At 44.3% G+C, this 23707-nt stretch carries 18 protein-coding genes and 1 riboswitch; of the genes, 12 read left to right on the top strand and 6 right to left on the bottom strand.

The window, feature by feature from the left end; genetic code table 11:
* Positions 1-38: 38 nt before the first annotated feature.
* From radC to QL886_RS10225, 3 genes are all read left to right on the top strand, one after another.
* The gene (gene radC, locus QL886_RS10235; RefSeq protein WP_290178636.1) at positions 39-722 is read left to right on the top strand and encodes a DNA repair protein RadC; all 684 of its coding nucleotides are present in this window, start codon (positions 39-41) and stop codon (positions 720-722) included.
* Between the two features lie 358 nt (positions 723-1080).
* Positions 1081-4011, top strand: a complete 2931-nt coding sequence (locus tag QL886_RS10230) for an acyl-CoA dehydrogenase (RefSeq protein WP_290178634.1) — start codon at positions 1081-1083, stop codon at positions 4009-4011.
* Between the two features lie 524 nt (positions 4012-4535).
* A complete protein-coding gene (locus QL886_RS10225; protein ID WP_057761609.1) occupies positions 4536-5912 on the top strand; it encodes a dicarboxylate/amino acid:cation symporter in 1377 nt (458 codons plus the stop codon).
* A 118-nt stretch (positions 5913-6030) separates the two neighbouring features.
* Here QL886_RS10225 and QL886_RS10220 read toward each other — a convergent pair whose 3' ends face one another.
* Positions 6031-6786: a TSUP family transporter gene (locus QL886_RS10220; RefSeq protein ID WP_057761611.1), complete on the bottom strand. Its 756-nt coding sequence runs from the start codon at positions 6784-6786 to the stop codon at positions 6031-6033.
* A gap of 464 nt (positions 6787-7250) precedes the next feature.
* Between QL886_RS10220 and nhaA the strand changes: the two genes are divergently transcribed.
* From nhaA to QL886_RS10205, 3 genes are all read left to right on the top strand, one after another.
* Positions 7251-8453 (top strand): Na+/H+ antiporter NhaA, encoded by a 1203-nt coding sequence (nhaA, locus tag QL886_RS10215; RefSeq protein ID WP_102091810.1) that lies wholly within the window; start codon positions 7251-7253, stop codon positions 8451-8453.
* A 190-nt stretch (positions 8454-8643) separates the two neighbouring features.
* Entirely contained in the window at positions 8644-9246 is a 603-nt protein-coding gene (locus QL886_RS10210) for a DUF2799 domain-containing protein (RefSeq protein ID WP_290178632.1), read from the top strand.
* A 77-nt stretch (positions 9247-9323) separates the two neighbouring features.
* Positions 9324-10712 (top strand): oxygenase MpaB family protein, encoded by a 1389-nt coding sequence (locus QL886_RS10205; protein ID WP_290178630.1) that lies wholly within the window; start codon positions 9324-9326, stop codon positions 10710-10712.
* A gap of 132 nt (positions 10713-10844) precedes the next feature.
* On the opposite strand, the gene QL886_RS10200 is transcribed toward QL886_RS10205, so the two are convergent.
* Positions 10845-11579, bottom strand: coding sequence for a CoA pyrophosphatase (locus tag QL886_RS10200; protein WP_057761619.1), 735 nt, complete (start codon positions 11577-11579; stop codon positions 10845-10847).
* Positions 11580-12198: 619 nt separating this feature from the next.
* Between QL886_RS10200 and QL886_RS10195 the strand changes: the two genes are divergently transcribed.
* The 3 genes from QL886_RS10195 (at position 12199) to QL886_RS10185 (ending at position 15122) form a co-directional block, all read left to right on the top strand.
* Complete coding sequence (locus QL886_RS10195; protein ID WP_290178629.1) at positions 12199-13014, top strand: SDR family oxidoreductase; 816 nt, start codon at positions 12199-12201, stop codon at positions 13012-13014.
* 4 nt (positions 13015-13018) lie between these two features.
* Positions 13019-14290 (top strand): AGE family epimerase/isomerase, encoded by a 1272-nt coding sequence (locus QL886_RS10190; protein ID WP_290178628.1) that lies wholly within the window; start codon positions 13019-13021, stop codon positions 14288-14290.
* Positions 14291-14558: 268 nt separating this feature from the next.
* A complete protein-coding gene (locus QL886_RS10185) occupies positions 14559-15122 on the top strand; it encodes an NUDIX hydrolase (RefSeq protein WP_290178627.1) in 564 nt (187 codons plus the stop codon).
* An 82-nt stretch (positions 15123-15204) separates the two neighbouring features.
* On the opposite strand, the gene QL886_RS10180 is transcribed toward QL886_RS10185, so the two are convergent.
* Positions 15205-18285 carry an insulinase family protein gene (locus tag QL886_RS10180; protein ID WP_290178626.1) on the bottom strand — a complete coding sequence of 1027 codons (3081 nt, stop codon included), beginning with the start codon at positions 18283-18285 and terminating at the stop codon, positions 15205-15207.
* Between the two features lie 296 nt (positions 18286-18581).
* Between QL886_RS10180 and QL886_RS10175 the strand changes: the two genes are divergently transcribed.
* Positions 18582-19043, top strand: coding sequence for a universal stress protein (locus QL886_RS10175; RefSeq protein ID WP_102091803.1), 462 nt, complete (start codon positions 18582-18584; stop codon positions 19041-19043).
* Positions 19044-19142: 99 nt separating this feature from the next.
* Positions 19143-19604 (top strand): universal stress protein, encoded by a 462-nt coding sequence (locus QL886_RS10170; RefSeq protein WP_057761630.1) that lies wholly within the window; start codon positions 19143-19145, stop codon positions 19602-19604.
* Between the two features lie 108 nt (positions 19605-19712).
* On the opposite strand, the gene QL886_RS10165 is transcribed toward QL886_RS10170, so the two are convergent.
* On the bottom strand, positions 19713-20648 hold the full coding sequence (locus tag QL886_RS10165; RefSeq protein ID WP_290178625.1) for a LysR substrate-binding domain-containing protein: 936 nt from the start codon (positions 20646-20648) through the stop codon (positions 19713-19715).
* A 230-nt stretch (positions 20649-20878) separates the two neighbouring features.
* Here QL886_RS10165 and QL886_RS10160 point away from each other — a divergent pair, with 230 nt between their 5' ends.
* Positions 20879-22003, top strand: coding sequence for a YeiH family putative sulfate export transporter (locus QL886_RS10160; protein WP_290178624.1), 1125 nt, complete (start codon positions 20879-20881; stop codon positions 22001-22003).
* A gap of 271 nt (positions 22004-22274) precedes the next feature.
* Here QL886_RS10160 and QL886_RS10155 read toward each other — a convergent pair whose 3' ends face one another.
* Both QL886_RS10155 and QL886_RS10150 read right to left on the bottom strand, forming a co-directional pair.
* A complete protein-coding gene (locus QL886_RS10155) occupies positions 22275-22484 on the bottom strand; it encodes a cold-shock protein (RefSeq protein WP_045453470.1) in 210 nt (69 codons plus the stop codon).
* A 243-nt stretch (positions 22485-22727) separates the two neighbouring features.
* The gene (locus tag QL886_RS10150; protein ID WP_290178623.1) at positions 22728-23150 is read right to left on the bottom strand and encodes a YbaN family protein; all 423 of its coding nucleotides are present in this window, start codon (positions 23148-23150) and stop codon (positions 22728-22730) included.
* Positions 23151-23556: 406 nt separating this feature from the next.
* Positions 23557-23673, top strand: a riboswitch (TPP riboswitch).
* Positions 23674-23707: the final 34 nt, after the last annotated feature.

Genomic DNA, 23707 nt, shown 5'->3' with positions numbered 1-23707 from the left:
TCAGATAACAAGTATCAACCCATTTTCAAGGAGTGACAATGGCGATCAAAGACTGGCATGAGGATGACAGGCCACGCGAAAAACTTTTAAAATTTGGTGCAGCCCATTTGTCTGACGCCGAGATACTGGCCATATTTTTGCGCACGGGTACTCAGTCTCAATCAGCGATTGAATTAGCGCGGCATTTGATCAATCAGTTTGGTAGCTTAGCCGAGCTATTGGCCGCCCCTCAGAAGACGGTTCTTGCCTGCCATGGTATTGGCCCTGCAAAATACGCCCAAATATTAGCTTCACTTGAGATGGGTACGCGCTATCTGGACAGCCAACTCAAAACTGGGCAAGCACTTGGCCGCTCACAAGCGGTCAAAGACTATATCAGCACTCAGTTGCGCGGTGAGCACCGTGAAGTATTTGCGGTACTCTGTCTGGATAATGCCCTAAACCTTTTAAACTTCGAGATATTATTTACGGGTGGCATCTCATCATGCTCGGTCTGTATCAAGCACGTACTGCGACATGCACTAAGCCATGCTGCTAGCCAACTTATCATCGCGCACAACCATCCTCATACCGATGCCAAACCATCAACGGCAGATAATTTATTGACCTACGAGCTAAAAAAAGCCTGCGACCTATTAGATATCTCGCTTGTCGATCACATTATCGTCGGACGTAACGACACTTTGTCTTATGCCGAAAGCTGCCTTTCCCCTTTTAGCTAGTTTTTTGCAATTTTTCGATAATGGCTAGCTACGTGTTCCAACTAGACATATGATTAACCTATAAACAATGATGTTTGATACATATCATCGACAGAGCGTAGCATTTTGGCTCTTGATAGTTATCGACAACTGTTTCATATTAGTAGCCATTCTTGTCATTTATTTGTCAATTACTTACTAGACCATTAATACTATTATTTAAAAGTCGTAAAACGTCGTAGAACTGAGCATTTATGGATTAACAAATCATTCGACATATTTATAAGACGGTAAATGGCAAGACAAAAAATAATTATAGTTAGCTTATTCACTTACGTACTTTTCGCATTTCTTATTCAGCGCTTTAAAGGAGATAGTCATGGCAATTGGCTTGTTTATTTTGGCAGTCATCATTCAGTTAGCCGTGGTCTTGGCCATCTTTTTGTTGTCCTTATCACGGGTCACCGGTAGCATCGTCGCCCTGATTACGGTTATCGTTACCGCAATTATCAGCCCATGGTCGCTCATTTTGGGTATACCAATGGCATTACTGTGCTTGGTCTTACTCGTTGCGCCGCTTCGCCAATCGTTAATCACTAAGCCTGTCTATAAGGCGCTGGGTGGTGCGATGCCGAGTATGAGTGATACAGAACGTGAAGCGCTTGATGCGGGTACTAGCTGGTGGGAAAAAGAGCTGTTCATGGGTGCGCCAAACTGGGATACCTTTGCCAATTATCCTTATCCGCAGCTCTCAGAAGAGGAGCAGAGTTTCATCGATAATGAAGTAGAAACCTTATGTGCCATGCTTGATGAATGGCAAATTCAGCATAAAGATAAAGACCTATCACCTGAAGCATGGCAATTTATCAAAAGTAATGGTTTCTTAGGTTTAATCATTCCAAAAGAATTTGGCGGCTTAGAATTTAGCTCCTACGCGCAAAGTCGTGTAATGAGTAAAATCGCTTCGCGCTCGCCGACTGCCGCTGTGACCTGTATGGTTCCCAACTCACTTGGCCCTGGTGAGCTATTGATGCATTACGGTACGGACGAGCAAAAGCAGCGCTGGTTACCAGGTCTTGCGAAAGGGGATGAAGTGCCTTGCTTTGGTTTAACTGGGCCTGAAGCGGGCTCTGATGCAGGTGCGATTCCTGATACAGGTGTAGTCTGCTACGGTATGCACGAAGGCGAGCAAGTGCTTGGCTTACGCATGAACTTCTCTAAGCGTTGGATCACCCTAGCACCTGTCGCTACTGTCGTTGGTTTAGCGTTTAAAATGCACGATCCTGAAGGTCTGCTTGGTAATCCTGAAAAGACCGATTACGGTATCACTTGTGCCCTTGTTCCAGCTAATCACGAAGGTGTTGTAACAGGGCCACGTCATAATCCAATCGGCTCACCGTTTATGAATGGTACGGTCGATGGTAAAGACGTCTTTATCCCACTAGATTATATTATTGGCGGTGTCGAGAATGCTGGTCGCGGCTGGCGTATGCTGATGGAATGCTTGGGCGTTGGTCGAGGTATTTCTCTACCAGCTCTATCGACATCAGCCAGTGAAATGACGTATCTGTCTGTCGGTGCATTCGCAAAAGTTCGCGAACAGTTCAAGATATCCGTAGGTAAATTTGAAGGTGTACAGGATGCTACTAGCCGTATGGCGAGTAACACTTATATGTTAGAAGCGTTCCGTCACTTAGTCACTTGCGGATTAAACCAAGGTGGCACGCCATCAGTCATGACTGCCATGGCCAAATACTATGCGACTGAAACCATGCGTAGCGTCGTCAACGACGGTATGGATGTGGTCGGTGGTCGTGCTGTACAGATGGGTCCGCGCAATTTCTTAGCGACACCTTATCAAGCGATTCCTGTCTCTATCACGGTTGAAGGCGCCAACATTTTGACCCGCTCGCTCATGATCTTTGGTCAAGGTGCGATGCGTTGCCATCCTTATTTATTCGATGAGCTTCAGTTACTACAGAGCGAAGATAAAGCTGCTGCCACTGAAAAATTCGATACCCTTTTCTTCAAGCATTTGGGTTACACGTTTAACCGTGGTGCAAAAGCCTTTGTCGCAGGCTATATTGGCGGTAGCGATAAGGCTCCGAGTTTCGCAGATGCTTTTACCCGTCCCTACTACAAACATATCAACCGTTTAAGTGCGAGCTTTGCCCTAACTGCTGATATGGCATTAGGACTGCTAGCAGGAGATTTAAAGCGTAAAGAGATGCTCTCTGGTCGTTTAGCAGATATTCATAGTCATCTATTTATTGCGACTGCTATTTTGCAGTTCTATGAGCATGGTAGTAAATCAGAATCTGAGCGATTGCATGCCGAAGTTGCGCTACAAAACAGCTTGTACACGATTCAAGAAGCCTTTGTGTCATTCTTTGCCAACTTCCCGAATCGTATGGCAGCCAATGTGGTTAGCTTTGTGACTTTCCCAAGTGGACGTATCTTTACCCCAGCAAGCGATGAGCTGAAACGCCAGTTGGGCGATACTTTCATGGATGATTTTGCAGCCAATCCGTTCCGCGACTATCTGAAAACCATGGTTTATTACAATACCGATGCAGACGATGTGACTGGTCGTATGGAACATGCTTATCAGACGTTGGTGGAAATCGAACCATTGTGGCAGAAGTTCAAAAAGGCAGAGCATCAAGACAGCTTTGAAGGTCTAACCTTTGAAGACCATGTGGTACACGCCAGTCAAAATGGCGGCATTACCGAAGAAGAAGCAGAAGTTCTGATTCAATATAATGCCATGCGTTTTGATTCGTTATTGACCGATACGTTTGACGAGAATCTATCGGAAGCGCTAGAACGTGATAATCCGCATGCGCTTGAAAATGCAGTTCATCAACTGACTGATTATGCACAGCTAAAAAGACAAACTCAGAGTAAAAACGGTATCGCTGTGGATACCGATGCATCTGCCGTTGATGAGCTAGCCACTAACGAACCAGCTGTTAATGATCTAGACAGCACTGCAAATACAGAAAACCATACTGGCGATGCCAATCCTAATCATGGTTATGAAAGTGATGGCGATGTAGAGTTGGTGAGTGAGCAAGATACTGTCAAAGAAGTAAATTCGCAGACAGATTTTGAAGAGTCAGAGCCTGAGATAGAGGCACTCGATCATCGCCATCGTGATGCTGAATCACATCTTAACGAGCGTATGGGTAACAATCATAATCGTCATATTGCACCACCTGACGAGATAAATACTGAAGTAAGTGATAATGATATCAAACCTTTAGAACGCCAATCACCCTTATCACGTGAAGAAGACGATAAGGTTTAATGGTCCATTCTACTTTTAATATTGCTATTAGAAACTGAGTATTATTAGATTTTATAGTAAAATTTTTACTTTTTATTAGCCAGACTATCTATAAACGATAGTCTGGCTTTTTTTGATCTATTGGAAATCCTGAGCTTAATTAATCATATGAGTCTTATTCTTTTCTTTTCATTATGATGATTTAAAACCAATGGTTCAATATTAATAGTTTGACATATTTGCTTACCCTAAAAACTCTTTCATGAATATTTTGTTTCATATGGGAAACAAACCGTTTAGAATAAATATTGACTATATTATGGGCACATAGTTGTAACGAGGAATGTACATTTAGAATAAAATCAGAAAAAAATCTTGCAGTGCCCTTAGCTATTCTTTTATATTGTCCACGAAAATGTGACATCGAGCGACAATCACGGGAACTTAATAGTCATAACAAGCTTTGTAGTAAGGCTGATAAGTACAATCATGTTGACTAATGAACACTTACTATAAAGCTGTTATGCACACAAAGGATATGAATTATGTGGAAGAATTTGGGACTGACGGGCAAGATCATTGTTGCCATGGTGCTCGGTATTGGACTGGGCCTATTTCTAAACTACTCAGGATTGAACGGCGAAGGTGGCTTTGTTAACACTTACATCACCAATGGCTTCCTTGCCATTGTTGGTAAACTATTTGTCAACTCGCTAAAAATGTTGGTCGTACCTTTGGTGCTTATCTCACTGATTTGCGGTGTATGCGGTATTGGTGATATTCGCCTACTTGGACGTATTGGTACCAAAACGTTCATTATTTATATGATAACCACTGCACTCGCTATTGCGACTGCAATTGGTCTTGGCTCGTTATTCGGTATCGGTAAAGGCATGAATATCGGAACGGAAGCTGAGTTTGAAGCAGCGTCAGCGCCGCCTCTACTTGATGTATTCTCTAACATTATCCCATCGAACCCTATCAGCGCGATGGCAAATGGTGATATGTTATCGATCATCTTCTTTGCTATTTTGATCGGTGTCAGTATCTTGATGGTAGGTAAACCTGCCAAAGGCTTAGTGCAGAGCCTAGAGCTGATCAACGAAGTCATCTTAAAGATGGTCACGATCATCATGAACCTTGCACCATATGGTGTATTTGCGCTATTGACCAAAGCAATGGCAGAGCTAGGTTTAGACTTGATTTGGTCACTACTGGGTTATGTCGCGGTATTGGTCGGTTCATTGGCCTTCCACTTCTTTGTCACTATGATGATTGTACTAAAAGTGTCTTCAGGCTTGTCTATCAAGACGTTCTTGGCAAAAATGCGTGAAGTACAGATCTTTGCTTTTAGTACCTCAAGCTCGAACGCGACGATTCCTATTACCTTACGTACGGTTACCAAGCGTATGGGTGTAAACAACTCAGTTGCGTCGTTCACTGTTCCTTTTGGTGCTACCATCAATATGGATGGTACGGCTATCATGCAGGGTACTGCGACCATCTTTATTGCCAACATTTACGGCATTGATTTGGGTGTGACCGAATACTTAACTGTTATCTTGATGTCAGTACTGGCGTCTGTTGGTACGGCTGGCGTACCTGGTGTTGGTCTAATCATGCTGTCGATGGTATTTGCTCAAGTAGGTCTACCAATCGAAGGTATTGGTCTAATCTTGGGTGTGGATCGTATCCTTGATATGTTACGTACTGCTGTAAACGTAGGTGGTGATGCCGCTGTAACTACTATCGTGGCAAAATCAGAAGGCAAAATGGATCTGGCTATTTACAACGATCCTAACGCTGGTGCAAAAGATGTATTTGATGGTCATATCGATGAAGACAATGAGCGTGAGTTCTCTGAAGTCTTTAGTGATGGCATCATGGGTAGTGAATACGATGATGTTGATCGTCGCCGCTAACCCACGCTTGCTAGATAGAAGTGCATAAAATAAAAAACCTCAGTCAAATTGGCTGAGGTTTTTTTATGATCAATAATCAGTAAATAATAATGGTTAATACGGTTCTATCAACAACTAATTAGCCAAACACGTACTTGGTCAACATTGCCAGACAGACCAATACAATTACTGGACGAATCAATTTGCTACCGCCTTTAACCACCATATGCGAGCCAAAATAGGCACCGATGGTTTGTCCAACCATCATCGCTAGCCCCACTTTCCACAGTACGTTACCACCCAAAATAAAGAAAATTAACGAACCAATATTGGTCGATAAGTTCAATACTTTTGCCGCGCCTGTTGCTTCGATAATTTGACGACCACGTAATGCCACATTGCCAAGCGCAAAAAACATCCCAGTACCTGGACCGATATAACCATCATAAAAACCTATCAACGGTGCCACGACTTTTTGCCACTTGCCCTCTGAGATACGCGGTGCCGCCTCTACTTCACCCAATCTAGGAGCAAATAATGTATAGATACCGATAGCCGCAATCAAAAATGGAATCACCTTTTCAAGCAAGTCAGGTGGTGACATCTGTACAGCGATGGTGCCGATAACGGAGCCTATAAAAGCGGCGATGATAGCTACTTTGATACGTTGCGGTTTGACGACCCCTTTTCTAATCATAGTAATAGACGCAGCTAATGCGCCTGATGCCGCTTGCAGTTTATTGGTACCGAGCGTTAATACTGGTGGGATGTTGGCCAGTAGCATGGCAGGGATAGTCAACAACCCGCCGCCGCCAGCGATAGCATCAATAAATCCTGCTAATGCGGCCACCGCAGTAAGCATTAAAATAATCTCTAACGAGAAAGTTAAGTCCATGACACTGACCTGCAAAATATGATAAGAAGAGAAAAGGCGTTCTGAGATAAGGCTAAAATGTCGTTATCGATAAGCTGACAGCTTACCAGTGCTAGCAAAAAAAATAATGACACGTTGCACAGCGCTGCTCATTATAAAGATAAAACCGTAAAAAAAGCCAAAAACGTAACAAAGTCTGCTAAATTTGTCTAATAACATTCCAAATATGCTCAGCCGAATAGCAACTTATTAAAAAGATGTAACGACTTACAACTATTGTGCTCGTTAAATCCTCTTTATAATATTGCTATTGTGAATATAAAAAAATAGACCGTTGGCAATGGCTCAACGTATTTTGTTGTCTATATTGATAAGAGTATGAGAAACTGTTTCTGTCTATTTGCTACCTCAAAATTATAGGTAGCCCAGACATTGATGGATATTTGAGGTTATTTAGTAAATTGTATTTAGCGAATGAGGATGATATGGCAATACGAAGGATTAAAGCATTTTTTGAATTTGAGGCAGCAGGCGGTATCGTCTTAGCATTGGCTGCCATTGCTGCAATGATCATTGCCAACTCCCCTCTTAATGTTTGGTATGAAGGTTTTATTCATGCACCAGTCGCCATTCAGATTGGTGAGTTTGCGATTGCCAAAGACGCTCATCATTGGATCAATGATGGTCTGATGGCGGTTTTCTTTTTCTTGGTTGGATTAGAGCTTAAGCGTGAAGTACTCATCGGTGAGCTATCCAACGTCAAGCAGATAATACTGCCAGCAGGGGCTGCATTGGGTGGCATGATTATGCCAGCGATTGTCTATCTGCTCTTTAACTACAATGAGCCTGAGTTTTGGAAAGGTTGGGCGATCCCTGCGGCTACAGATATTGCGTTTGCACTCGGTATTTTGAGCCTTTTAGGCAACCGTGTACCCAACTCTTTAAAGGTTTTTTTGGTCTCTATTGCTATCTTCGATGACATTGGTGCGATTCTGATTATCGCTTTGTTTTATACCAGTGAGTTATCATTAGAGTCATTAGCCGTAGCTGGTCTATGTTTGCCATTCTTATATGTTCTTAATCGCCGTAACGTCACCAATATCACGCCATATCTACTCATCGGTCTGATCATGTGGATTGCCGTACTCAAGTCTGGTATCCATGCAACATTGGCAGGTGTGGTATTAGCACTGTTTATTCCGATGTTCGACCGTACTGATCCTGAGCACTCTCCGCTTGAAGAGCTAGAGCATGATCTGCACAACACCGTCGCTTTTGGTATTTTGCCAATCTTTGCTTTTGCCAACTCGGGTATCTCGCTCGAAGGCGCAGGTTTTGCTGAGCTATTCCACTCAGTACCGCTAGGTATCGCCGCTGGTTTGTTTATTGGTAAGCAGTTAGGCGTCATGTTCATGTGCTGGTTAATCTTTAAGCTTGGTATTTCAACCATGCCAAAAGGTATGGACTATAAGCAAATCTACGGTGCAGCTCTATTGTGTGGTGTTGGTTTTACCATGAGTTTGTTCATTGGTGGTTTGGCGTTCGCTGGCGACACCACTATGTTTGATGAGCGCTTGGGTATTATCATGGGTTCAATCGTCTCTGGTATCGCAGGTTATATCATGCTGAAAATGAGCTTGAAAGACAATGCTAGCGGTACATCGGTCGACTTGACTCGCCCGCATTAATGAAACGTAGAGTAGCTTATAGTGGTATTGCTTAATAGTAATGCCACTATAAGCTGCTCTATTTTATTTGTATATGCGTTATCAGGATATTTATAAATGACCTAGCAATCAATGACAAGGCTGCATAACGTGATTGATTGATTGCATCATTTATTTGTGTTCATAGTTATCACAGCTATCGGAGCTAACCATGTACCGACCTATACACCGCGTTGTACGTCAACTGGCATTAGGGTTATCTGTGTTCGGTAGTATCTATCTGCTAGCAGGCTGTGCAACACTCTCCAAGCAAGAATGTCTCGTCGGTGACTGGCAGGCTATCGGCTATAACGATGGCGTGGCAGGTTATCATTCAGATCGCCTAGCATCTCATACAAAAGCCTGTGCCAAAGCCAGCGTCGCCCCTGACTATCAAGCATGGGAGCGCGGTCGTAAACTTGGTCTGCAACAATACTGCACCATCAATAATGCCTATAACATCGGTAGACGTGGTCGTCAGTTGAACAACGTTTGCCCGATTACTATGGCCAACACATTGCAAACGGCTAATCAAAAAGGGCTAGATTATTACGCCTTAGACAGTCAATTAGACAAAGACAATCGCCTCTTAGATACTTACCAATCAGAATTCGATAAGCTAGAAAATGGTGAAATGCTAGACTTTTCTAATGAAAAAGAAGCCCGTGCACGGCTGCTATCTCTATCTGATGAGATTCGTGATATCAAACGCCGTATCCGAACAACACAACAGCAATTAGATTCATTGAACCAATCCAGTAATTTTTACGAATGACTGGGATGCGAAGCTATCGCAATGCAAGTTTTATGTTCTAAGGTATGTTCTCACTCTGAAAACGGTACTTGATAACTATGGATAAGAAAATCATCAATACGGCAAGTACTCCAACTAACAAATCTGACTTTCCATCACCGAATGCTCAATCATCGAACACTTATCAGCGTCATGGACGTACCACTGCTATCGATGACCATAGTGATTTGCAGGTTTTAAAACGCATTAAACGTTATCTATTGCCAAAAGACTTTACGATATCGCCTGCTCTACTTGATGAAATCGTGGCAGGTTATGATATTGGCGATCCACTCGCAGACGCGTTAGCCGCTCAAAACATAAAATTTGCAAAGCCTTTACAGCATACTATTATTGGCAATAGTCTAAACAATAACCCTGCAAGCAATTATCTTGTAAACAACGACCTTGCAACCAATCCATCATTTAGCGCGCTCACTGAGCAATTTAGCAGCCATCCTGACTGGTTCGACCCAAAGCTTGCTCAAATAGGCGCGGTTGCCTATCGGCGCTACCCATTAATGCTCATTTGGCTACTGCGTAATGTTGCTCTGATGGCAGGCTATAGCATCCCAGCTCTATCACTACCACTCATTCAGACAGGTGCACTGATGCATGATGCGCTACCGCGATTGATGCGTACCTATGCCTATATCTTGGCGGTGTCTGAGCATCCACAATCAGATATGAGCATGCGCAATCACTCTCAACCTATCGATCAAGTATTGGCGATTGGCTCTGAGGGCTGGCGACAATCGATCCAAGTACGTCAGATACATACCTTGATACGGCAGAACCTACTCAAAGGGAAAGGCAGTGCTGCTACAGGCGTGATACCAAACGCCGAGCAACATCATAACCCTGACGGCAGTTGGAATACTGACTATTGGGGCATCCCTATCAATCAAACCGATATGATTGCCACCCACTTGCAGTTCTCCTTACTGATTATGCGCGGTCTACGACTACTGGGCGCACGTATTAGTACAGAAGAAGCCGAAGGTATCTTGCATCTATGGAATCTTGCCAGTTATTGGATGGGGGTTGATTTAGGTCGTTTACCAAAAGATGAGGCCGCGTGTTGGGAATGGCTCTATACCTATCTATCGATACAGCAGCTAGATTTTAAGATGGGTCAGCCATTGGCAAAAGCATTGCATGATTTACCGCGTCAGCTGATGGGTGAAGACAATCGCCGTGGACGTTTTGTTGAAATGGTCAACGCGAGTGTCACTCGCACTTTGGTCGGTGATGATATAGGCGATGGGCTGGACTTACCAAAATCGAAGATACGCTTTGGTGTGTTGTCTTCAGTGCCGATTCTTTTTGCGCTCGATACTGCACGGCAGCATAATGCGTCCGTAGCCCATAAGCTAGAAGCATTCCGTGCCAAACGCCAAGACAATATGAACTGGTGGCTGAAAAAGAACGATGATTATTATAAGTAGATGATCCTAGTCATTCCACTATAAAAGCATTACTGCGTTAACCTCGTTTGAAGTATCACATATACATCTACACTCGGTTGCCTTGTACTACTTTTAAATTGCATCGACTATATTATAAGTAGATGACATTTATCAGCGTTTGTTTTCTACGCGGTAATACCATTCGAGCTGTCGATCAAATCCTGTTTCTAATAGGTTAGCAATTACCCGTCCTGTTAGTCCCCATACTGTCTCACCATCGACCTGCCAGCTCGGCGTCAGTATGGTAGCCATTTGCTCTTGCATCTTATACTCAATTTCATACTCTACCGTTGGTTGAGTGACTAATGACTCTAAATCTGCCCAAAAGATACGTGATATCTCTCCCGCTTCAGGTACGAGTACCAGACCTGGGGCGATAAGCGCGACGATTGGACGTACACTCATACCACTTTTGGACGTTTGGATCGGTAGCTGACCAAGCAACTGGACTTTATTAGGCGGTAGCGCTGTTTCTTCGCAGGCTTCACGCAATGCGGTAACGACATTATTTCCATCGCCTCGATCATGTTTACCACCCACACAAGACACTTCACCCGCATGACTGTTCATGTGAGCGGCGCGGCGTGTTAATAATAATTTAGGCCTGCGCTCATGAGTAATCGCGACCAATATCGATGCATCAGCAATGGGTGTCTGATATAAGCTGTCCAAAATACGCGTACTTTGTGAGGTGTTGCCACTCTCGTACATCGCTGGACTCGTCAGCGCGTTCAATGTCTCGTGCTGTACTCGCTCGGCCAGTTTTCTGAGTGTAGGATGACGAATAAAACTTGGGACAGCGACGCTAAACTTGTTAAAGAAATCAATATTTTCGGGTATGGTCATTATCAAATCCTATAAGTGGTCATCTTCATATTCTCCATGAAAATACCTGTGCCAGCATACCAGTATAACCTGTTGCTAGTATGGCAGCCTTTCTTATCAGTCCGATTATTGCTTTAGTAGATGCATCTCATATTGATGTCGTTTCAGACAAAGTACGATTCATTAACGTATCGGCTGATTGCTATACATATATCGGGTCACTATGATAAATATAAAATTGCTTGCCGCTTATGTATAGGCTTTGTTATGTAGACTGAGTCTCTATCAAGGTGAGTCTTTCAACTACACGACTATTTTTTGCCGTGTCTTCATACCTGTTTAAATTACTCAATGCCTTATCCCGTTTATTTTAGACGGTGATAGCTTTATTGAATGAGACTTTCCCAATATCCTTTTTGCTTGATATTCGTTCATGGTAATAAGTCTCATAACCGCATTTTTAAATTACCAAACATTAACCGAGTAATATTTCAAAAAATGTATCTGAGTATTATGATAGTCATTAGCAAGACTATGAGGCAGACATTCTAAAATAGCATTATAAAAATATCGATGCCAGCGTCATAGGTTTGCTGTAATAAAAATAGATGACACCTCAAAAGAACGAAGGATACAGATTATGACAGACCAAATCGACAACATGATGCCACCTGCTGAATACATTAATGATAATTATAAAGGCTCAGGAAAACTGGCTGATAAGCGCGTTTTAATCACTGGTGGGGACAGTGGTATCGGTCGCGCAGTGGCTTTTCATATGGCACGCGAAGGTGCCAAAGTTGCTATCCTTTATCACTCTGATGAAGAGAGCGCGAATGAGACACGTGAAGGTATTGAAGCAGAAGGCGTAGACGCGTTGGTATTGCAGGGTGATACAGCAGATAGCAGTAGTTGCAAAGAGGCAGTCGAAGCCGTCGTGGCAAAATGGGGCGGCATTGATGTGCTAGTCAACAATGCTGGTATGCAAAAGCCGTATCATGATTTGTCTGAGGTCAGTGATGAAGACTGGCAACAGCATTTCGATGTCAATATGGCAGGGATGTTTTATGCAACCCGCGCCGCCCTTGAGCATATGAAAGAAGGCGATAGCATCATCAATACCACCTCAGTGAATGCGTATGTCGGCAACGATGTATTGGTGCCGTACACCGCAACCAAAGGTGCTATCGTCGGCTACACCCGCGCGCTATCGCAACAACTACTTAGTCGCGGTATTCGTGTTAATCAGGTAGCACCAGGTCCTGTAGTCAGTGAGATTCAACTGGTATTTAAAGACTTTGATAAAGATATTTTAGAGTCCATGTCTTCACCAATGGGGCGTATGGGTCAGCCACGTGAGATGGGTGCTGCCTATGTATTTCTTGCTTGCCAAGATAGTAGCTTTGTGACCGGGCAGACTTTACACATAAACGGAGGCATGATTACCAATGGCTGATATCATGGATTCTCTTGACTGCTCTGACCTGCTATCTGTCTGCTGGGCAGATAGCAGTATGCATCGCCGCTGGTTGCTTGCTGAAGGACAACGTTTGCTCGAACATTATGCCAAAGCGCGCGTGCCCTCAGGATTTGCTACTCTCGGTCACGACGGCAACATGGTAGATGACACAGCAAAGAGCATCATCACTGCGAGGATGGTTCATTGCTATGCGCTAGCGGCGTTAATGGGTATACCGGGTGCAGCAACACTTGCTGACCATGGCCTAGATGCGTTGCTTGATGGCCCATTACGCGACTCGGTACATGGCGGTTGGTTCAGTGATGCTTCTTCAACTCATGAAAACCCATCACGCAAAAACGCCTATCTACATGCATTTGTCGCGCTTGCTGGCGCTTCTGCTAGCATTGCTGGTCGCCCGCGCGGTTCAGAGCTCATGGAAGCTGCAATAACCGTTATCGATCAGTATTTTTGGTTAGAAGATGAACAATCGATGCTACCTTCTTTTGCGGCTGACTGGTCTGATCCCGAAGATTATCGCGGTGCTAATTGCAACATGCATACGACTGAAGCCTGCTTAGCACTGGCAGATGCCACGGGTGAAACGCGTTGGCTAGACCACGCACTACACTTAGCCAAGCGTTTCGGCCATGATATTCCTAATACTTACGATGGTCGCCTACCTGAACATTTTGATAGTGGGTGGAATCTGTTGCCCGACTACGATGCGAATGAACCTTCTGATGACCTGCGACCTTGGGGGCTTACACCCGGTCACTTTGCAGAATGGGCAGGACTGCTGCTCAAGGTTGAGTCTGCTTGTATTGCGCATGGTTATGACGTACCTGATTGGCTGCTACCTGATGCCGTCACATTATTTGATAGTGCTATCGATCACGGCTGGGCATCTGATGGTCAGCCCGGCATGGTCTATACCATTGGCTGGGATGATGAGATTTCAATACCAAACCGTCCTTACTGGGTACAGGCTGAAATGGCAAATACCGCACTGATGCTATCGCGCCGTACGGATGATCCACGCTTTGAGCATTACTACCGCTTAGCTTGGGATTATATCGCCAGTACTTTGATTGATCTTGAGCACGGCGGCTGGCGTCATGAAGTGGATGCAGATGGCAATTTAAGTACGGTAGTATATCCAACGCGCGAAGATCTTTATCATGACTTTCAAGCCACTGTAACACCATTGATTCCTATTTCTGCGTCGGTAGCCGGTGGACTACGCACACAGATGCTCAAAACAAAAACCTAATGCCTATAACCTAATTTTTATGACCTAATTCCTATGTGGGATATACTCGATAAGATAAGAACGCTCTGATGGCGATTGAAATGAGCTGTCAGAGCGTTTTTGTTGTAATCATAAAACTTAAATAAAATAGCTTTTCTCATTAAAAGTAAAAGGATATCCTCAAAAGTATTTGTCACTATCGCTGCTGTATACAAAAGCAAACATCAGAATGGCAAAAAAACTTTTAAGATAAGTGGACACATAATATTTACTAATAAAGGTAGTTGGTATGAGCTATTGTCTCCAATGCGGTCATGAAGCAGAACGAAAAATCCCACCTACAGATAATATGCCGCGCTTGGTTTGCCCCAATTGTCACTATATCCACTACGAAAACCCAAAAGTTATCTGTGGCTCGCTGGTGGTACATGAAAATAGAGTACTACTCTGCCGCCGTGCCATTGAGCCACAATATGGGCTATGGACGATACCTGCAGGTTTTATGGAAAATGGCGAGACCATGGCTGAGGGTGCCGCACGCGAGAGCTACGAAGAAGCAGATGCCATCGTACTGAATCCGCATCTATACTGCATTTATGATTTGCCAGATATTGGGCAGATCTACTCTATTTATCTAGCCGATCTAAAAGATGGCGCGTATGGTATTGGCTCAGAAAGTCTCGACTGTGCACTGTTTAGCGAAGAAGACATCCCATGGGATACACTGGCATTTGAAGCCATTCGCCGTACTTTAAAAAGCTACTTTGCTGATCGTAAGCAGTATAACGAGTTGTCAGAATTTCCAATTCATCAAGACAAAATTGGCAAAGATTTGAGTATCAAACGATATTAGTCAATTACCTAACCGCAAAAAGCCAAGCATGATGCTTGGCTTTTCTGTGCTTAACTTTTAATCAAAAACAAACCTAATTGTCTTAGCTCTTTATTCTACAAACCTCAAAGCCTAGACCTTTTACTGCCTCTTCTTTGTCGTAAGGCGCTAGCACTGCACGTACATGCTTTTGACCTTGTAGATATTGCTTGGCAACGCGCTGCAAATCAGCGACCGTGACGGCCAATATTGACGCACGCATTTTACGCTGCCAGTCGACACCGCGATGATGCAGATTTGCAAAGCAGGCTTTGATCGCCTCACCTGCAGGAGAGCCTGGCTTATCCATACCTGAGATGATACCTAGGATAGCTTCTTCCAACTGCTCATCAGTTTGTGGTTCGTTCAATAGCCACTCGATACTGGCATCAAAGTGCGCAAAGGTCTCAGCGCATTGCGGATCACGATAGCTAAAGAACTTAAAGGCACAAGCGTTGGCATCGTAACCTGCACCGCCACCGTAGGCACCGCCGCGCTCACGAATCGCACTGTGCAAATAGCCGTTACGTAAGTAAGGCGCTAATACCATGAGTGCAGCGGTATCAGGATGGTCAGCAGCAGGCACAGTATAAGCACTGGCATTGTGATAGACATTGGTTGGTACTAGCCATGCTAGATCTGCAACCTCGAGCACGTCGTTTTTAACATCGTCGCCACTCTCTAACGCCTTACCCGTATCATTCGCACCATTTAACGCAGTATCTAATTGCAGATTTGCAAACTCGCTTGGGATATTTGCTGCTGCGTTCGTTAAATCATTAGAAGCGGTCGTCGCTTGGCTGTCTTTCCAGCTATCAACAATTAAGCTACTCAAGCGTTCGGTTTGCTCTGCTTCACAGATAATAACCGCATGCTTAGGCAGGCTGATGAGACGTTGATGTAAGTCCATCAAGCTCGTAGCCAGTTGATCCCACTGCGCATCATCTGTACTAGCATGTGCTAAGAAATCTTTAAGTGCGTTCAATGCTGGTAGACCGCTGCGCACATACTCTAGCTGCGCTTGGCGACTCATACCACGACTAGCCGTTTGCATCGCATAAGAATGCCCTGATCCCGCTAGGTTTGACTGCCAACCTGCTTGACGCTGTTGCAAGATTTCTTTGATGCGATCATGCTCAGTAAAGATGCTGTGTTCCATCACTTCTTTGAGCAAATCAATCGCTTCAGGTTTGCGGTTGAGCGCGCGCGTTGCCACGACAAAGTAGCTGCTAATCGATTGACTATCATCCACGTGGGTACGCTGGCTGATACGCGCGGTCACACCCGAAGAATGCGCGGCTTGCTTGGCCTGCATCTCATGAGCACTCATCGAGTCAGTACCCAGCTCTGATAGTAGGCTTAAATAAATCGGTAGCAATGGATGATTGATGACATCATTCACTGGTAACTCATCTGCGTTGCCGTTACCAATGGCTTCAGTGAGCGGTACGATCACCTGATAGTAATAGATACCGTTAGTACCTGCTTCGTACTCAAATAGCGTACTGTCTTGCCCGCTCAGACGCACCTGCTTTTGGGTGCCTTCTTTAAAGCTAATATCGGTTGGTACGTCTTCTAGACCTACCTTTGGCAATAAGCTCAAATCATCAGGCGCAGCTTGGCGTGCGGCCAGATCTAATGCTTGCTTGTGCAAGATATCTTTATCATCAGCGCTCAGATCCATCGCGATGGTATCTAGACGCACTTGCTCTGCTGCAGCAAGGCGCGCTGATTTTTCGCTATCTGGCGTCATTGTCACGCGCACACGGTGCTGATTGTCCAGCAGATGCGTTTTGATTAAGTTCGGTAGCCACTGCGGATCGACCACTTGCTCGCGCAACCACTGTAGATGCTCATCCACTTCCCACACATCGATAGGGTTACCATCATGAATGGCAGTACTAAAGCCCTCTAACATCAGGTTTAGACCATAAGGAATGCTATCACCGCCGATGTGACGCTGATCAATTTCAATCTGATGCAGAATGGTCTCGATCGTTTCGTCATCAACTGGCGCGCTTGCCACCTCAGTCAGCAAGTCAATAATGCCTTGCTCGACCGCTTCGGCATGCTCTGGGTTAGAGCCGCGCAGACCCGTATAAAAGACCATTTCATAATGACTGTCATCCAGCCCTAATAGCGGACTTGGCGCTTTACCCAGTGGATGGCTGTCCAAATAAGCACGTAGTGGCGAGCCTGAATGCTCAATCAGTACGCCTTCGAGCAAACGCAGCGCCAAACGCTGCTTAGGATCAGTGATCGACGGCAACAACCAAGCGACCACGTGATGGGTCTGATCTGGACCGGCTTCATCAGCAGTGTACGTGTCAACTGCACTAATAGGTGCAGACAAACGCTGCTCTGGACGCGATACGTGTTTTTTACCTGCTTCGAATTGAATCAAAGCATCTTCGTGTATTTTCGCTTGCGTCTCAGCAACAGGAATATTACCAAAACTCATGATGACACTATTCGATGGGTGATAGTGACTCTCATGAAAAGCTGTCAGCTCAGTATGCGTTAAATCAGGAATCTGAGCAGGATCGCCACCTGAATTGTAGTGATAAGTCGTCGTTGGGAATAGATGATGCGCAACCGTATGATAAAGCTGATCAATCTCGCCACTCATCGCGCCCTTCATCTCGTTAAAGACGATACCTTTAAACTGTGGCTTATCGTTTTCGTCCAGCTCTACGCGGATGCCTTCTTGCGCAAAATCAAGCGGGTGGATATTTGGGAAAAACGACGCATCAAGGTACACAGCAAGCAAATTAAAATAGTCGTTTTTGTTTTGCGTGGCATACGGATACGCCGTCCAATCGGCTGCGGTCATCGCATTCATAAACGTGTTTAATGAGCGCTTGATCATTGAAAAGAACGGGTCACGTACTGGGAATTTCTTAGAGCCACACAATGCGACGTGCTCCAAAATATGCGCCTCGCCTTTTGAGTCCATCGGCTGAGTGCGAAAGCCCACCAAAAACGCATTTTCATCGCTTGGGTGCGCTAAATGATAGTGCATCGCGCCTGTCTTCACATGCTGACTGATCAGCACATCCATCGATAGCGCCTCAATATGGCGATGCTCAATCAGCTCAAATGCTGGATGCAAGGTTAAATCAGTAGTAAATGGCGTGTCCGTCATAGTTATCCTTATCGCTTATTATGCGTATAGTGCCCTGAATGTCAGGGAAAATAGAGTAATAAATTGGCTAAAAAAGAGTTGGCTTAGCGCTATTAGTGGGGCTGTAACATGGATAAGTCAAGGCGGCAGCCACGCAATAATCCACCACATAATCTACGCGGTTATCAACTTTAGCTATCAGAGCCTTATAGTTACAAATTTATAAATATCCACAATTTAATTATGGATTTATCACTTAACAAAGATAGCCTGCGCTGCTACTATAAAGTTAACTATTAACAGGAGTGGAGTACTTTATGAGCTACCAACACGTTTTACTGGTCACTGATTTGCTATCCGATGCGGACAAAGTGGCGCTAAAAGCCAAACGTATTCTCGCAGGCTCTCCTGAAGCCAGACTGTCCGTCTTGCATATAGTCAAGGATGACATGGTGCGCTTCGGTTATGAGCTCGTGCCTGCCTCTAGCCTCTCGGGTGATGTCGATAGTGAAAAGTGGCAAGAAGCACGGGCTAAGCTGGCGCAATTTTTGGCACGTAATGAGCTAGAAGCGATCAACTCTGAGGTCACCGCTGCCATCTCTAATAGCAAAGGTATCATTAATTACTGCCGTGAAAAAGACGTCGACTTACTTATCATTGGACGCCATGAGCGCCATGGTATCGCTGCTTGGTTGGTAGGAGCCACTGCCGATAGCATCTTGCCAAATGTCCCTTGCGACAGCTTAGTGGTGAAGCTTGATCAGCCTGTCTTGGAATAATTGGCATCGCTCCCATCCGCTGCTAAAGACGACAAGCTTTACTTAACAGCGCCCTAGAGTAGTGCTATAGTAAATACTATCTGACCTGAGGAAGACGCTATGAGTTACGAACATATTTTACTGGTCACCGACTTACTCTCTGATGCAGATATAGTCGCCCAAAAGGCCAAGCGCATCGTTGAAAACCGTCCAGGCTCTAAGCTATCTGTTTTGCATATTGTCAAAGACACCATGGTTGGCTTCGGCTATGAGCTGGTGCCCGCCTCTAGCCTATACGATGAGATTGACGATGAACGCTGCCAAGAAGCGCGTGCAAAGCTGGCACAATTTCTTGAACGCAATCAGCTAAATGCAGCAACGTCAGAAGTCACGACTGCCATCTCTAGCAGTGAAGGTATTGTCAGCTACTGTCATAAACACGATGTCGATCTATTGGTCATCGGTCGTCATAAGCGTACTGGTATCGCTGCATGGATAAGTGGCGCAACTGCGGATAATATCTTGCCCAATGTACCTTGCGATAGCTTTGTCGTGAGATTGGACAAGCCTGTTTCCGCATAACAATATGCTTTGATTGTCTTATATTATTAAAGAATCCCTGAAAAAAAAGCGCAGAGTAACTTTCAACGCTGCGCTTTTTTATGGCTAATAATTTGAAAATTATCTCAATCAGTCCTGTTGGATAATATCTATAAAGGTTTGCCAAATGGGGCTTTGATGACGGGCTTTATGCCAGACCAGCCACCATGTCCTTGATAGATCAATTCCCGCCACGTTCACTTGTACCAACGTCCCTGTCGAGAGTTCCGTCTCAATCACATGCTGCGATAGGCAGCCAAGACCAATATCTGCACTCACCATGTGCTTGATGGCCTCTGATTGATGTATCGCCTTTACCACTTCTGCATTAGGTAGATACTTAAGCAATTGCTCGTCGATAATCTGCCGTGTGCCTGACCCTGCCTCACGCACCAGTAAAGGCAACTGCGCTAGCTGATTAATACTCAGCTGATAGCAGTCCTCGTCTTCGCTATAGGTAGCTACATTCTTTAGCCACTTGCTATCACGCTTGGCAAATATCATTAGTGTATCGGTGCGCCATTCACGCTGCTCAATAACTTTCATATCTATCGGACGCGGCATTCCTTCTACCAGCGCGATATCGATATTTAGTTGCTCAACCTCGCTAACTACCTCTTGAGTATTGGCAATATACATATCGACATTGGCATCGGGTAGCGCTTCATATAGCTTGCCAAGCAATGACGGCAGCACGTAGTTGCCGATAGTAGTACTGGCACCGATATGAATCTGTCCTGCTTGATACTGATGATAATGCTCAAGCGTGAGCGACTGACCCAAAATAGCCTGTGCCTGTATATAAATAGGATGGGCATTAGGGTGTTGATTGAGCCGACGACCGACGCGCTCAAATAGCGGCATCTGTAGTCTAGACTCTAACTCTGTCAGTGCGCTACTGACTGCTGATTGTGATAAGTGCAGCTCCTCACTGGCGCGACTGGTGCTACCTGTCTGATAAATGCTGACAAAAACAGCAAGCTGCTTAAGCGTAATCTTTGGCACTGTCTGCACAGATTTTTTCATGATATTAATAATGCCCTATGTTGCTTTATGTCAGTTTTTGCGCTGTTTTATCCGTGATTTTTGTCTTTTTTGCTGCTCATGCGCGGTATATCTATTTTTATTATAAACTGTAACCTAAAAAATCGATAGTTTATATCTTATTAATCTGTTTTTATTATAAATGCAGCGGGCATATACTGTCTATTCATAAGCTTATGCTTAGCTTAATATAAGTAATAGGATGCCGCGTTATGCATACACTCGTCCAATCAGTCAGCAACTCCGTTCATAACTATACCCCTAATCACCGTCACTTAGCGGGATTGGTAGTCGTTCTGATTGGTAGTTTGTTCTGCTTATGGTTGGACAGCAGTTTAGATGTATGGTCAAACGGGCGTATCGTCGGCTTGTCATCTTTAACGCTAGCAATTTTGCTAGGCATGATATTAGGCAATACCATCTACCCCAAGTTCACTGAACGTTTAAACGGCGGTGTTTGCTTTGCAAAGGGTCAGATATTGCGCTTAGCGATTATGTTTTATGGGTTTAAACTGACCATGACGCAAGTTGCGAGCGTCGGTATGCCAGCGATTATGACTGACGCGCTCGTATTGACGTCAACCTTTTTGCTGACCTATTGGTTGGGTACTAGATGGTTAAAAGTCGATAGAGAAACAGTTATCTTGATTGGCTCAGGCACGAGTATTTGCGGTGCTGCTGCTGTCATTGCCGCAGAGCCTGTGGTCAACGCGCAAGCTCATAAAGTCACTATTGCAGTGGCAACCGTCGTGGTTTTTGGCACTATCGCGATGCTGCTATATCCTTTTTTATATCATCTTGGTTGGTTACAGCCTTGGCTCAGCGCCCAGCAGTACGGCATGTACACTGGCTCAACCGTCCATGAGGTGGCGCAAGTCGTGGTCGCGGGCAATGCAATCAATACCGAGATTGGCGATACCGCTGTCGTGACCAAGATGATACGCGTAATGATGCTTGCACCTTTCCTGCTTGTGTTATCGTTTGCGCTAACCAAAGATCGTACCGTAAATAATACCGCTATAGAAGATAAGAGCAGTAAAAATGAGACAGCGTCATTTATGACTCGTGTCAAACAAGTCAAAGTACCATGGTTCGCATTTATCTTTATCGGCATTGTATTAATACATACATGGGTGCCAATGTCTGAGAGTATCGTACGCAGTATGGTGATGCTAGATGATGTACTACTTACGATGGCCATGTTTGCATTAGGTCTGACCACTCATCTGAGCGCGATCAAGCAAGCTGGCGTTAGACCGCTTATCTTGGGTGCTATTATGTTTGGTTGGTTGATACTGGGCGGTGGTCTGATCAATATCGGCATTAGCTTTATGTAATAAGCTAAATGTCCATTCTTAACTGCTGATGTCATTGCACAATATAAAAGGCCTCCAACTATCTATAGTCGGAGGCCTTTTTGCATCTATCATTTGGTCTAATATGATTAGTTAAAACTTTAATCTTGGACTAGTACTGACTTTAATACCATTGTCTTAAGTACTAATGCTCTAAATACCAAGTCTCTAAATGCTAAAACATAGACGAAAAAAAACGAACCCGAAGGTTCGCTTTTCTACATCTATTCATCTATCTGTCTATAAAGACAAATTAGATAGCAACGATGTTATGTGCTTGTGGGCCTTTTTGGCCTTGAGTTACAGTGAACTCAACTTCTTGGCCTTCAGCCAAAGTTTTGAAACCTGAACCAGTGATTTCGCTGTAATGAGCAAAAACGTCTGCGCCAGTTTCTGGAGCGATAAAACCAAAGCCTTTAGCTTCGTTGAACCACTTAACTGTACCTTTTTGAACGTCTGACATAGTATAATCCTACTTTTAAATTTATTAATGGTCTAGTGACCGGTAACGCTTGCAAATAGCTACTGAACGATAAATATTAAAACGAAGGATTATAACTAATACTACGAGGTAATGATTTGGTGCAGAACTGCTCTTAAGCTTGGGCGTATTATAAGGGGTACATCCCAGTATCGCAAGTCTTATCTCATGTTTCGTGTAACCAGAGCCGTTTATTGACCGATTTTGGCGCAAATTGCAACGGATTTAGGCATTTGGTAAACGGAACAAATATATCGCTACCCCACTACAGACAGCGGCTACCGCCCATGCCATCCACATCATATCAGCAGGCAAACGATAAAATAACATAATTGTCGATGCTGTCATCATAACCGTCGCTAAACACTTGGCATAAAGCGGAACGGCATGATTCTCTTCCCAGTCACGGACAAATTTGCCAAAGTATTTATGATTAATCAGCCAAAAATGAAAGCGTCGAGAACTGCGTGCCCAGCACCCTGCTGCTAGCAAGATAAAAGGCGCGGTGGGCATTACTGGCAACAATATACCGATAATCCCTAAGATAAAAAACAACCAACCAAGCGTCACAAAGGTCCAACGCAGCATTGGGCTTTTGGATTGATCAGTCTTAGGTCGGTAATAGAACGCTTTTTTATTATCGGTCATATAAGTTGTCGGTCGTGTAAGTTGTCAGTTATGCCAAATATCAATTGTTTAGAGTAGCGCCTATTATATAAGGAGCGGCATAGAAGGCTAATCATGCAATATCACTCGTCTGTGCACAAGACTATTTATATAAGGTTTTTGCTATTGATAGGTATGTTTGGTTAGTAATTGGGTAAGTACCAATAATAAATGCTGTACTCTTCTATTAACACGTCGATTGAAAGCGCTTATAAAAAGCCGTGATAAGCAACATCTATCATAAATAGCGACTATCGAACATCAGTCATCACCTGCCATCGTCTTTCCCGATACGCGCTTGCATCACGTCTTGTAAGTCGTCTATGATGACGCAGTAGCTATCGATAATAGCCATTAGCAGTACTGATCAAAAACAATGTAATACCAATCAATCTTGTCGGGGTGCTTTGATTTAACGCTGTAGACACAGCCCACATCATCGCTGAGACACACCCGTGAACCTGAAGCAGTTAGCACTGACGTAGGAAACAAGCGTGACACGCCCTCAGAGGTCTATAAATAAGCGCAGTCTATAGATG

The sequence above is a fragment of the Psychrobacter sp. APC 3281 genome, assembly GCF_030407815.1.
Lineage (GTDB): Bacteria > Pseudomonadota > Gammaproteobacteria > Pseudomonadales > Moraxellaceae > Psychrobacter.
This window is presented reverse-complemented; position numbering and strand designations above follow the sequence as displayed.

What these genes read in the sequence shown, in the direction of transcription:
- radC (WP_290178636.1), top strand. Translation starts at nt 39, where the DNA reads ATGGCGATCAAAGACTGGCATGAGGATGACAGGCCACGCGAAAAACTT.
- QL886_RS10230 (WP_290178634.1), top strand. Translation starts at nt 1,081, where the DNA reads ATGGCAATTGGCTTGTTTATTTTGGCAGTCATCATTCAGTTAGCCGTG.
- QL886_RS10225 (WP_057761609.1), top strand. Translation starts at nt 4,536, where the DNA reads ATGTGGAAGAATTTGGGACTGACGGGCAAGATCATTGTTGCCATGGTG.
- QL886_RS10220 (WP_057761611.1), bottom strand. Translation starts at nt 6,786, where the DNA reads ATGGACTTAACTTTCTCGTTAGAGATTATTTTAATGCTTACTGCGGTG.
- nhaA (WP_102091810.1), top strand. Translation starts at nt 7,251, where the DNA reads ATGGCAATACGAAGGATTAAAGCATTTTTTGAATTTGAGGCAGCAGGC.
- QL886_RS10210 (WP_290178632.1), top strand. Translation starts at nt 8,644, where the DNA reads ATGTACCGACCTATACACCGCGTTGTACGTCAACTGGCATTAGGGTTA.
- QL886_RS10205 (WP_290178630.1), top strand. Translation starts at nt 9,324, where the DNA reads ATGGATAAGAAAATCATCAATACGGCAAGTACTCCAACTAACAAATCT.
- QL886_RS10200 (WP_057761619.1), bottom strand. Translation starts at nt 11,579, where the DNA reads ATGACCATACCCGAAAATATTGATTTCTTTAACAAGTTTAGCGTCGCT.
- QL886_RS10195 (WP_290178629.1), top strand. Translation starts at nt 12,199, where the DNA reads ATGACAGACCAAATCGACAACATGATGCCACCTGCTGAATACATTAAT.
- QL886_RS10190 (WP_290178628.1), top strand. Translation starts at nt 13,019, where the DNA reads ATGGATTCTCTTGACTGCTCTGACCTGCTATCTGTCTGCTGGGCAGAT.
- QL886_RS10185 (WP_290178627.1), top strand. Translation starts at nt 14,559, where the DNA reads ATGAGCTATTGTCTCCAATGCGGTCATGAAGCAGAACGAAAAATCCCA.
- QL886_RS10180 (WP_290178626.1), bottom strand. Translation starts at nt 18,285, where the DNA reads ATGACGGACACGCCATTTACTACTGATTTAACCTTGCATCCAGCATTT.
- QL886_RS10175 (WP_102091803.1), top strand. Translation starts at nt 18,582, where the DNA reads ATGAGCTACCAACACGTTTTACTGGTCACTGATTTGCTATCCGATGCG.
- QL886_RS10170 (WP_057761630.1), top strand. Translation starts at nt 19,143, where the DNA reads ATGAGTTACGAACATATTTTACTGGTCACCGACTTACTCTCTGATGCA.
- QL886_RS10165 (WP_290178625.1), bottom strand. Translation starts at nt 20,648, where the DNA reads ATGAAAAAATCTGTGCAGACAGTGCCAAAGATTACGCTTAAGCAGCTT.
- QL886_RS10160 (WP_290178624.1), top strand. Translation starts at nt 20,879, where the DNA reads ATGCATACACTCGTCCAATCAGTCAGCAACTCCGTTCATAACTATACC.
- QL886_RS10155 (WP_045453470.1), bottom strand. Translation starts at nt 22,484, where the DNA reads ATGTCAGACGTTCAAAAAGGTACAGTTAAGTGGTTCAACGAAGCTAAA.
- QL886_RS10150 (WP_290178623.1), bottom strand. Translation starts at nt 23,150, where the DNA reads ATGACCGATAATAAAAAAGCGTTCTATTACCGACCTAAGACTGATCAA.